This is a genomic window from Desulfovibrio sp. 6_1_46AFAA (assembly GCF_000224635.1).
GTDB classification, from domain to species: domain Bacteria; phylum Desulfobacterota; class Desulfovibrionia; order Desulfovibrionales; family Desulfovibrionaceae; genus Desulfovibrio; species Desulfovibrio fairfieldensis.
The window spans coordinates 118,495-129,749 of the sequence record NZ_JH114304.1 but is presented as its reverse complement, the minus strand read 5'-3'; the positions used below and the strand labels follow the sequence as shown (position 1 = coordinate 129,749).

The 11,255-nt window shown below is 58.9% G+C and carries 6 protein-coding genes; 2 read left to right on the top strand and 4 right to left on the bottom strand.

Annotation, left to right across the window (positions count from 1 at the left end; translation table 11 throughout):
- The first annotated feature begins 92 nt into the window (after nucleotides 1-92).
- Nucleotides 93-737: a hypothetical protein gene (locus tag HMPREF1022_RS13290; protein ID WP_009303502.1), complete on the top strand. Its 645-nt coding sequence runs from the start codon at nucleotides 93-95 to the stop codon at nucleotides 735-737.
- Nucleotides 738-1,169: 432 nt separating this feature from the next.
- Here the strand turns inward: HMPREF1022_RS13290 and HMPREF1022_RS18270 are convergent, their stop codons facing one another.
- Complete coding sequence (locus HMPREF1022_RS18270) at nucleotides 1,170-1,403, bottom strand: hypothetical protein (protein ID WP_009303501.1); 234 nt, start codon at nucleotides 1,401-1,403, stop codon at nucleotides 1,170-1,172.
- Nucleotides 1,404-1,726: 323 nt separating this feature from the next.
- On the opposite strand from HMPREF1022_RS18270, the gene HMPREF1022_RS16710 reads away from it, so the two are divergent.
- Nucleotides 1,727-2,581, top strand: a complete 855-nt coding sequence (locus tag HMPREF1022_RS16710) for a BRO-N domain-containing protein (protein WP_009303500.1) — start codon at nucleotides 1,727-1,729, stop codon at nucleotides 2,579-2,581.
- 42 nt (nucleotides 2,582-2,623) lie between these two features.
- Here HMPREF1022_RS16710 and HMPREF1022_RS13275 read toward each other — a convergent pair whose 3' ends face one another.
- The 3 genes from HMPREF1022_RS13275 to HMPREF1022_RS13265 are packed head-to-tail and all read right to left on the bottom strand — an operon-like array spanning nucleotide 2,624 to nucleotide 11,252.
- Nucleotides 2,624-5,248: a hypothetical protein gene (locus HMPREF1022_RS13275; RefSeq protein WP_009303499.1), complete on the bottom strand. Its 2,625-nt coding sequence runs from the start codon at nucleotides 5,246-5,248 to the stop codon at nucleotides 2,624-2,626.
- The gene (locus HMPREF1022_RS13270; RefSeq protein WP_009303498.1) at nucleotides 5,248-8,499 is read right to left on the bottom strand and encodes a hypothetical protein; all 3,252 of its coding nucleotides are present in this window, start codon (nucleotides 8,497-8,499) and stop codon (nucleotides 5,248-5,250) included. Before HMPREF1022_RS13270 ends, HMPREF1022_RS13275 begins: the two co-directional genes overlap by 1 nt.
- Nucleotides 8,499-11,252, bottom strand: coding sequence for an aromatic ring-opening dioxygenase LigA (locus tag HMPREF1022_RS13265; protein WP_009303497.1), 2,754 nt, complete (start codon nucleotides 11,250-11,252; stop codon nucleotides 8,499-8,501). The genes HMPREF1022_RS13270 and HMPREF1022_RS13265 overlap by 1 nt, the downstream gene beginning before the upstream one ends.
- Between the last annotated feature and the right edge of the window lie 3 nt (nucleotides 11,253-11,255).

The following is an 11,255-nucleotide window of genomic DNA, read 5'->3' as shown; positions in this document are numbered from 1 at the left end:
GCACGCCCCCGCCTCTGCTAATGCTGCTCCTCCGACTCGCCATCACTCCCTATACGATTGTCAAAGCCCCCAAGGCCCTTTACAATTAGGGCATGAAAAAGGTTGTGGGCTGTGCGCTGCTGGCGCTCCTCTTTTTGTGCGTGATTGCGCCGGTGGCTCGAGCGGACGCCTCTGCGCCCTCGCAACAGCCTGGGAATTATATTCAGATGGCCATGTTCGGAAGCGCTTTTAACAAAGTACCGCCCCTGACCCCGCAGGATATGGCTGAAGACCCTATATATGCCGAACGCTTCATGTTTGAAGAAATAGAAAAAGACAAAAAAAAGTTATCCTCCATACGTCATGGCGATTTCTTTTCTAATATTTTTGATTTTATTAATATATTTCTTCATGACATTCGAGAAAATAAAAAAGAAAAAAGATTTGAGTTTATAGTAAAAATTACATTAATTATAATACCCCTGATTATTGTTGATACGATAGTAATAGGCGATTCACGCAAAAAATTAGTAAAAGATATTATTGCAGAACATAGGCCATACATTCAAGAGTTACGTGAAAAACAAATCAAAAAACTCAAAGTGGCACAAGAAGCAAGGGAAAGGGAGGGGAAATACTTATTAACCCAGCCAACGGAAAAGCCTACGCCCCAATATAAGCAGGATAACGACGAACTTCAGAAGATCGAAGACAGAATCAAGGATTTCAAAAGAACCATCGACAGCCTTCTCAACTAGCCTTGACTTTCCTTCGACTTTATGGCGTCCTCTTTTTACGGGCTTCAGAACCCCGTAGGCGGCAACGCCACCCGTCAGCAGGCGCTTTTTTATGCCTCTTTCAAAAGTCAAGATTACTTTTGACTTTTGCTCATGCTACAGAGTATTTGTTGCCGGGTGTGGCCGATATGTCCAAGCGTAAGCTAAAGGCGGCCAGCGGTCCTACGCCGTTCTGAACGCCCGGCGCTTTCTATTTTCCGAGAGGCGCAATTCAGAACACGTAGGTTGCATCATGTCACAGTCTCTTTGCTTCAACGATTTCATCTTCACCCCACGTCACCCACCAGAACAGCCTTTGGATTCGCGCTGTGGAGCTTGCCTGCGTAGGATATTTTGATGATCGTAATTATGGCTTGCGGTGCAACGAAGACGAATTTACGCCGGACATGTTTTTTACTTACATAAATAGTAGATTAAAAGAATTAAAAGAAATGGTAACATCGTTTCAAGACATCCCTCATTTGTGCAATTTTTACTTTCTTCATCGTCAAGACTTAAAAAATAATCGCATACATTAGTATCTTCTGTTTCGCAATGATGCTCTTTGCAATACCCATATTTATAATGTTCACAAAGTCCGCATAGTTGAAACATATTTCTTGCTTTATAAATATCATTTTCAGGCATATGCTCTCCTTATCAGCAAATCCTAATTTTATCTCTACCCTCCTCATTTTCTAGACTCAAGAAAAATCTTGACTTCCTCATAATTTTATGGCGTCTTTTTCCTACGGAGTCCGTAAACTCCACTTGCGTAGGTCGCCAGCACCTCAAGCATGGCTATTTTTATGCCTGTCAAGTTTTTTTTCTTGGCGTTTCTGGCATATGATACGGCCATAACACGGCTGGGAGTGGGGTAGCGGTAACGTCCCCGACCGCACGCAAGCGGTTTACGGCTCCCAGCCTTGTCTATTTTAGATAGGGCCAACGTAAGCACTTGCGAGGTTCCCATGTCACAGGCCCTTTGTTTCAACGATGTCCAGTTCAAAATCATTTCCCGGAATGGGCAGCCGTGGATTACCGCCCGCCAACTTTCCCAAGCTCTTGGCTACGCTCGTGAAGATTCCGTTCTCAAAATTTACGAACGGAATAAGGAAGAATTTTCTTCAATGATGTCAGCCACCGTCAAAATGACGGTGGGCCTGACAGAGGTTGTAGCCCGTATTTTTTCGATGCGTGGATGCCATCTTGTGGGCATACTATCCCGCACCCCGGTAGCCAAGGCGTTTCGCCGCTGGGTGCTGGATGTGCTGGACAGACTGGCGGCGGAAGAGCGGGCCGCCCTGCCTCCGTCCGCAGCCACGCTCGTGCCGCCCAAGCCCTACTGCACCAACACTGAAGTAATCCCGCTGAACGTCGCCATCAATGATTGGTGCAAGCGCGCCGGGATCGTCCGTATCAAGGCTCTGGAACGCATCCGCCATCAGTTCGGATTAAACCGGGTTTTCCCTTGGCCCAAGGAAAAGCTGGATGAAGCAATTGCCTGGGTGCGTGCGCAGTCGCCCGCCCCCAGCGGGCATGCCCATCTTCCCGTCAGCAAAACCGACCTTTGCACACTCCCAGTTCAAGCAAGCCATCTCCCCAAACTCCACACCTTGTTCAAAGACATCCAGCGGGCGGCGGAATGTTTGGCACTGTCCGAGAACTGGACGCATCTGGCGGTTCGCTTTGAACTGGGAGACGCAGCCGCCCCCGCCGCAAAACATGCTGTGGATATGCACGTCAACGCCGCGTGGTATGCCCTGGGCCTGGCCCGTTCATCCCTGCTGGCCGCCGTGGCCGTAGGCAAACCGGCACTGGCGTAGAAAAAAGGGCCGGGCTCAAAAAGGGCTCGGCCCTGCCGCCCCCTATCGAAATCCTCCACCCCGCTGGATGAATTGCGACGGCGGGAAAAGGAACTCCTGCCCGAACTCCTTTTTCATCTTGCGTTCCGTGCGTCGCAGAGTCCCCGGCGACATCATTTCCCGCACATGGTAGAGCAGCATCCAGTCCAGTGCGGCGCGGGTGTACCAGAGGTTGATGAAGGGCGCGTTGCCCATGGCCAGGCGCAACGTGTCCTCTCCGGCATCGGCAATGTCGCCGCGCACAAGCTGGCCGCCTACGGTGGCCACGTCGCCGATGAGCCCGCCCAGAGGCCCTACCGCGGTTTCCGCGAAGCTGTTGCCGAAACGGTTGACCTTGCCGAAAAGGATGTCCCCGAAAATGCCCGCTCCGCCGGACTGCATCGCGGCGGCCAGCCAGGTTTCCCTGTGGGCCAGACTGCGCGGCTTCCGCCCCTTGGCCAAGTCCTTGAGCGTCATGGACGCATAGCCAAAGGCCACTGAACTGAGCACAAAGCCCATGAGCCCGCCCATATCCCGCGTCAGCGCATCCCCGACCGCCCCGGGCAGATTGCGCAGGCCGTAGCGCATGCCTTTTTGCAAATCGCCGCGTACCCAGCGGCGGCCGCCAAGCACGCGTTGCATGTAGGCAATGGGGAAGGATTTAAACTGCATTATGGCCCGCCAGATTTCGCCCGCCCCGGTTCCGGGCCGTGTCCCTTGGCGCATGATGGCGCGGGTGGCGTCGTCCGGCTCAATGATGGCAAAGGCGGTTTCATCGGCCAGCATGGCCATGCTGTCAAAACGCAGGCTGTCGCGCAGCTTCGCCAGCTCCCGCGCGCGTCCGGCTTCGTCCAGACCTTGCGCAAACGCGGGCAACAGCGGAGCAAGATCCGCGTCAGTCAATTCGGCCGCATGCTCCGGGCAGAAGTAGGTTTTGCCGTCCTCGGCCTGGCGGCTCATTTTGCGCATGACTTCCCAGCGGGGGGCGTCAATGCCGTGATATTGCAGCATGGCCCGGCGCGGGCCGTCCAACTGGTCAAAGGCCTTGCCGGACGCTTCTCCCAGATGTTCCGACAGCCAGAGCGTATAACCCGCCTTGCCGCGCTCGGTGATCCAGTTCAAACCGCTCCAGCGGAAGAGCTTGTCCTGCAGGTCGGCCAGCACTCCAGGCATGCCGCCGGCATCGTCCCAGCGGGCGACAATGTCGCCGCGCACGTGATCCAGAAAGGCTCCGCACTGCCGGGCAACGTCCTTTTCCTTGCCGCTGAATCCCTGGATATACTGGGCAAGGCTTTTCCCTATCGCCCCGGGCCATGTCTCGCCGTTGACGCGCATGGACGCCGCCTTGGTGAATACGTCGGCAATGGCCGAAAGGGACGCGCCGCCCAGCTTGGAAAGATTTTGCGACGCGCGCAGCACGGCCCCGACTCTGGCCAGCGTGGGATGCGCCGCCCAGTTGGTTTCTCCTGTCAGCTCCGCCAGCCATGCGGAAACCCTGCCCTGGCGGATGATGCCGCCGGAAAAGGCATTGTCCAACTCCCGCATCTGCCGCGCTTTTTCTTCGGGAGTCAGGACGGCGTTGTCCTTGAGCGCGCGCTTTTCATGAGCGAGAAGCCTTTCCAGCGTGTACTGGGGATTTGGCCCCAGCCGTTCCATGAGGGCCAGGGCCCGCGCGTCTTGCTCCAGATGCCGGAGCATAGCGTCGAAAATGTTGCCGCGTCCGTAGGCGTCATGATACTCCAGCGCGCCTTGTGCGTCTTTGAAATGGAGCACGCGGCTCTTGCCCATGCCGGACGCCAGATTACGCGGGCCGGAGGCGGAAGCGCCGTCGCCCGTGAAGTCGCCGAGCATGTGCGGATTCCTGCCCAAGGTCAAGGTATCGTACACGCCGCTAAGCAACTCGCGGGCACGGTTTGCGTCCACCAGGCCCACGCCGTCGAAAGTGCGCTCCAGATCAAGACGGGGCAGCATGAAATCAATCCATTTCGCGCGCCCGGCCTCGCCGCCCGCCATAAGCTTATAGGGATCATGGGTCTGCGGCGTCCACCCGTCCAGTTTGCCGATGTCCGCTCCGGCGGCATTGAGCCGGACGCGGCTCTGCTCCGTGTAGCGGCTGAAGATGTCGGCAATGGCGCGAGCGTTTTTGTCGCCTGTGCTGTCCGGTTCGCGCATTTCGCGGAATACGCTGTCATGAAAAGCCTTGTCTTCGCGCATGAGGCGCAGAGCCGCGCCGTTGTCAACGGCCTCCAGTTCGCTCAGCATGGGTGATGCCCAGGATTTGAAGATGCCCTGCCGCAAGGCGGATACGGAGCGCCGCGCCCCGTCCAACCGTCGGGAAACGCCCACCATCAGGGCCTGAATGCCTTCCATTGCCGAAGCTCCCTGGGCCTTGACGGAATCAACGAAGCTCGCCGCATCGCGGAACTTGACCAGCCCGAGGGCGGTACGGCGGCGCTGTATCGCCCGCTGGCGCGCCAGACCTTCGGCGGTGGCGCTCCAGGCGCGGGAAAGATTTTGCGGCGTCAGATCGCCGGAGGCTTTCAGCCGGGCTTTTTGCTCCAGCAGCATGTCCACAATGTCCAGGGCTTCCAGTTCAGACGCCCCGGCCTGCTTGACGGCGGCAATGCAATCCTTTTTATTCAAAGCCATTATGCAATCCCCCACACGCATTCGAGTACGGCCTGTCCCCATTCGTCATAGTTTGCGGCGCGGGCCTGCCGGTCAGCGGCTTCCGCCAGATGGGCCGCATCTTCGGCGTCCAGCTTGCCCTGCGCCTCAAGATCGCCAAGTCGCGCTTCAACGTCGGCATCGACGGCGGCCTGGTTCAGCGCGTCCGCGCTTTCCGCCGCTTCGCCACGCGCCCGCTCCGGCGCTGGCGGAAAATCGTCGGCTGCCTCCACGGCATAGTTGACGGCAGAGCCGTTGATTTCCGATGCCGGTTGCCCATCAAGGGGAAAATCACGCATCAGATTTCCGGCCTTGTTCAGCGCCTGCGACTCCCGCAGCACCGGCCCCACGTCCACGGGACGCCCGGCGCTCATATCCGCCAGAGCCTTTTCCTGCGCGCGCATGATGTCGCGCTTTTCCCGTCCGGCCAGACCGGCCCGCAGCAGATCGGCGTCGTCATTGCGGGCCGAGTCCACACGACGGTTGATTTCCCTGGCGCGCAAATCGTCCTCGGAAGCCAGCATCCGGTCCATGATCCGCGCTACTTCCGGCGAAACGCCTTCCAGATCGCCCTTCCGCGCCAACGCCCGGTAAATCCGCGTCAGCCAGCGCGCGAACCGTTGAAATATAGTGGTCAATATGGGGGTGGGAGCTTCGCCGCGCCGAAAGTAGTCCACGCTCATGCACGCGAATTTTTCATGTGCATCCACAGGCACGGTCTTGGCTGCGTCAGCGTCCGCGCCAATGGCCTTGGCTACATCCCGCCAGCCATCGCGCACCCATGCCGGAGCATTGGATTGTTGCGCCGCATCGCGTAGATTTTCCAGAAAGAAATGCCCGGCCCCCTCGTGAATGACTGTGGAAATGTCCCGCTTGCCTTTGAACAGGGCAATGAGCGCCTGGCCGTCCTCAGGCTTGAAGATGATGGCCCCGCGGGCGTTGGCCGTATCGCCGTCCGCGGCGTGGAACAGAATCCGTCCGCTTCCGTCGTTGACGCCCAGCTTTTCCCGGAGTATATTCATCACATCACCCCGGTTCGCGAGAAGTTCAGGCGGGCCGGATGGTGTGTTCTGATCGGTCCGGAGTTCTCCAGTCGCTTCTCGCTGCTTTACCGGTGCGAGCCGATCAGAATCAATGATCTCCGTTAGCTCGTGATCATAGAACCGATTTCCGTTTCCATCCTCCCTCAGCACAAAACCCACCACATAATCCTTGCCGTCCAGTTTGATCTTGTTCGCAAAGACATGTGACATGAGCCGGGAAGTTTTTGGGATGCTGTCAACATGAATACCGCCTTCCACTATCTGCGGAATGAACGGCACGGAGCGCGCCAGCAAATCGTCAAAGCCGTGTGAAAGCGAATTCTCTATGCCCTTGGCCGTCACCTGGACCTGCCAGCCCGTATCGGCATTAGAAACGGCTGTGTCTTTTGAGAAGCGCTTTTTTGCCCACGTCTTAACAGCATCACGCAGAGTCTTCCGTTGTCCGGCATCTTCGCTTTTGCCGGGAACGGGTATCTCCTTCCCTTTGCCGAACCATTGCGAACTGTCAGCCTCTAGGGTGGGCATCTCCGCAAAGCGCAGGGAGAGGGGGCGCGTCATGTTGGCGGCCTTTTGACCTTCCGGCATGAACAGCGCCCGCCCGTTGTCCATGCCTTCGCCATAAGCCAGATGGTTCACCATATCGTCCAGGGTTACGCCTTCCGGTAAAAGGCCGCGCCGGGCAAGCTCCGAAGCCAGGCTGTCATTGCTCAGGGTCGCGCGGTCCTTGGCCCTCCCGCCGCTGGTCCTGGCAAACACGCCGTGCCCGTAACGCTCCTCAATGGCCCGCACCACGTCCTGGCCATAACCCTCGCGGATGGCCGCGCGGTCAAGCTGGCCCCAGACGGCGTCGGCAATGGGGTTCGCGCGCCGTCCTTCGCCAGCGGCTTGCCGCAAGTCCGCCGCTTCGCGCCCGGGCGCGTCGTATAAAAAACCCTCGCGCACTGCGGCAAATTCTTCCGGGCTCATCTGCCGGAAGCCCGCAAGCCTGTGCTCCAGCCACTGTCCCGGTTCCATGCCGTACATGGGGGCCATGACCTCGGCGTGCGCGCCCAGTACGTCACTGAATGCTTCCGCCTTCTGAGAAGAGAACCCGGCACCTTCGAGCTGCTTCTGAAACTCGGCTGTCCAGATGCGCCAGCGATCACGCCGGGCGATGTCCAGATCAACATCATCAAGGAGACCGAAAAAAGTCTCGGCACGTGTCGCCAACGGCGCGCCGGGCCCGCCCTCGCGTCCGGTCCGGCTCAGAAAGAAGTCGTCCGAGTTGTCCTCAAAGGCATGCCAGCCGGAATTGAGGAAATCATTGTCCGGCGCGCCGAACTCCGTTGTCACGGCCAAAGCCGCTTTTTCCCGTGCATCGGCCTCACGCAGCAGTTCCGCGTGCCGAAGCAGCGCCCGCTCCGCCAAAAACGCCTGGGCCTGGGCTCGGCGTTTGCCCAGATAACCGCCGATGCCGCCGCCCAAGGCTCCCAGCCCACCGCCCAGGGAAGCGCCGAAGGCAGTGTCCAGCATCACGTCGACAAAACCCACGTCTTCGCCCCGGGCCGCCAGATCGGGCAGGGTCAGTGCATCGGAGAGCAGCGCGCCTGCCGCGCCCTCCACAATGCCCGCCTTGGCCCCGGCTCCGATGGCCGCTTTCAACCCGGCCTTGCCCACCAAGGAAGCGGCCCGCACGCCACCGCCCAGGGGCAGAACATTGACCGGGTCCGGCAGGCTGCCCAGCAACATGGCCCCGAAAGCCGCCGCTTTCATGCCCGGGCCATAGGCAGCGTCGCCGTTGGCCACAATCATTTCCCGGAGGCGACGTTCATCGTAATTTTCCGACAAGATGCGGGCCCGCGTGGCGGTCATGTCCGGACGATATTGCACCCCCTTGCGATAGTAAGGAGACGCCTTCCACTCATCTTCCGGTATAGCGTGCGCATGACGCAGTTCCGGCATATCCGGAAAGGAACCAAACATGTCACGGGCTTCCCGCTGCGGCAGATAGTCAGGATCATACGTGCCCTCGGCCTTTTCGGCATCCAGAATGGCCTGCTCTTCCACCACGCGGCCCGGCAGCGTGCGGTCAAAAGCCTGGGCCACATGTGTGGAAAGGTATTCTCCGCTGGCGGGAGTCGCCAGAAACGGAGCCTCGGAAAGTTCCTGCGGGGTCACGGGCGGCACTTTGGCAAAGGCGCTTCCGAACATTACCACATCCTCCCGTTTTCCATGTACTCGCGCGCCAAGAGCGCCGGATCGTTCCGGTCATTCCGGTCATAGCTTTTCAGAAGTTCGGCCAAGTCAAAAAGGATGGGCGTACCATCGGCATAGACAGCCGGTTTACTTCTCTGAAAATCCACCAGAAAGGCTTTACGCCCGGTATCATCGGTAAGGAATGTACCTTCGCGGACAACCCCCCTGATATTGGCAGCCTGCTCTCGCGCCTTCGACGGACCGTCAACCTTGGGCGCTTCACGTAGTAGTCGCCTTTCTATTTCTCCGCGCTTTGCGTTGAGGGCCTCCACGGCATCGGAAGGATCAATGCGCTCAGACGCGGGAATCACCAGAATACAATCACTATCGTCAGCAACTGCAAATTCTCTGTCCAGTGCACCGGGCTCCATGCCCAGCAGGAAAGCGTTTGTCATGGTCTCTTTCATGCCCTTAGCCTTGCCCCATAACGCCGTATTGGTGGGGTATTTCTGTGCCGCAGCATAAAGCGCCCGCATCACTGTCGAATCCGCCACGGCGTCGTCGGCGTTTTTTCTGACGTCCGCGTCAACGTTGGGTATGTCCCCCGGTTTGGCCGCAGCCGCCGTAAGCCAGAGGCCCGCATTTTTGTCCGATACGTCCCGAAGCACCGGGGCCACGGCAACAACAGCATCCGGCATTTTCATTTCCGTGAGCACATCCTGAAAATAGCCGCCGCTTTCCCGTTGGCGGTCAAGCATCCATTTGACACGAGCCTCAGCGGTCGGCAGATTGTCATAGGCCGCGCGCATACGCTTGGCTCCATCGACAGACAGCACGCGCGGCGCAAAGCCAAGCCCCTTGCCCACTTTTTCCTGCAGGGCGAGAGAGCGCCGCGCTCTTTCCTGAAAATCCATTTCTCCCTGCATGGCGGGCAGGACCGCCACATATCCGGCCGGATCCTTGAGAAAAGCGTTTTTTCTTTTCTCCATCACGGAATCCACTTTCTCGCGCATAGCCACGACATCTTTAGCGTTGCCCGGCATTATCAGGGCATCCAAATCTTTCTTGGCGGCAGCCGCCTGTTCCAGCAACGGCAAGCCTTGCGTCCCGTCCAGAGCCGTGCGGGCCTGTTTGGAGACGGCAAGTTTTTCGGACAGCTCTCCGGCTTGCTTATGCGCGCCCATGCCTCCCAGTTTGGCGACGGTGGCTTCAGCGGCCGAAAAATCACCTTTGTCCATGCCGTAGGCGATTTGATTCTCAAAAGCAGATGCGGTAAGCCCCGCTTCCAGCATCAGTTCCCAGCGCGCCGTCCTGATTTTGCCCTGATACTTCAGGCGGTCGGCAGGCGTGAGTCCGGCCAGGCCGGGAGCCTGCCGATCTTGCGGGACATACAGGCGTTCCTGGTCCTCATGCAGGGTTTTGGCGTAGGCGGTGGCGTGTTCCGGGCTGTCGAAGATGCCCAGATGCTTGCCGGTCTTCCGGTACTGCTCCACGGCCTCTTCGTTGGAAAGGATTTTGCCGTCGTCGCTGACCGTGGGGAGCAGGACTTCCTTGCCGTCAAAGTTGGCGGACATGCTGCGCACGGTGCTGATGCTGCCGTCGGGGTTCTTGACCACGGGGCGGTTGAACAGATCAATGTTCCCAGCTTCCAACTGGCCGGGAGCAAGAGGGTCTTTTCCAGTAGACAGCATCTTTGCAATGTCGTCTTCCGAAAACCGCTTGCCTACCGGCGACTCAGCCAGGGCCATACCCTTCATAAGTCTGGCCGCCTGCCCCGGATCGTTCACGTCTATTTCGGCGTCCGGGTCCAGACCCACGGACCGCAGTGCCGCGACGTATTTGTTCTGGTCATTGCCGTCCGAAACAGGAGCCCATTTGGCCGCCATCCGGCGCGGCGTGGTCAGGCCGTCGCGCGACTGGTATATTTTCAGCTGATCCCATGCCGCGCCGAAGCCTTCCGCATAGCTGCCGAACTGGCGAAAATCGTCCCGTGTGCCGGTATTGGCGCCCGCCTTCTTGAGGTTCAGCGGATTACGAAACGTCTCCGCAATGGTACCGCCGCTTCCGGTTCCGCCGCCCAGCAGCCGTTCGGCTTCATCATAGCGCCCGTCAGCCAGCATGCCGTCCAGACGCCCCTTGGCCGTCAAGGAATCCAGATGCTGAAACATCTCCCGGTTGTCCAGACCGGGACGCATAGTCTCAATGCGCTGCCGCAAGGCCTGCAGGTTGAAATTGATCCATTCGGGATTGTTGTAGTTCCGCGCTACCTGTGTCCCAAACTCCGCAAGCTGACCTTTGAGCACGGAGCCTTCCCAGGCTTCCTTCTGCTGTCGGCCGTAGGCCTGCCCTTGCTCGGTGAAGTGCAGGCCGGTAGCCACGGCTTGCCGCGCGAACATCTGGCGGAAGCGGCCGGAGAATTGTCCGTCCTCCAAGTGCCGCTGCATGGCTTCGTCGGCGAAACTCCTGAAATGCTCTCCCGCGTTGATGGCGTTCTGCCCCTGGCTTTCCGCCATATATCGGTCGCGCTCGGCGCTCAGCTCGCCTTGCATACGCAAAAGCGACTGCGACACCCGCGTGGTTTCCTGGCTGACATACTCCCTGATGCCCGTTTCGGTAAGCTGCATGCCCGCCTTGAGCATGGCGTCGGTCAGATCTGCGTCGGCGGAGCGCCCGGCGTCGCGGATCAGGGGCTGGGAGAAGCCGGGATCAACGCCCCCGGCCTGGATGCGCCGGGGCGGCGTATTGTACTGCTGAATGCGGATGGCCATGAC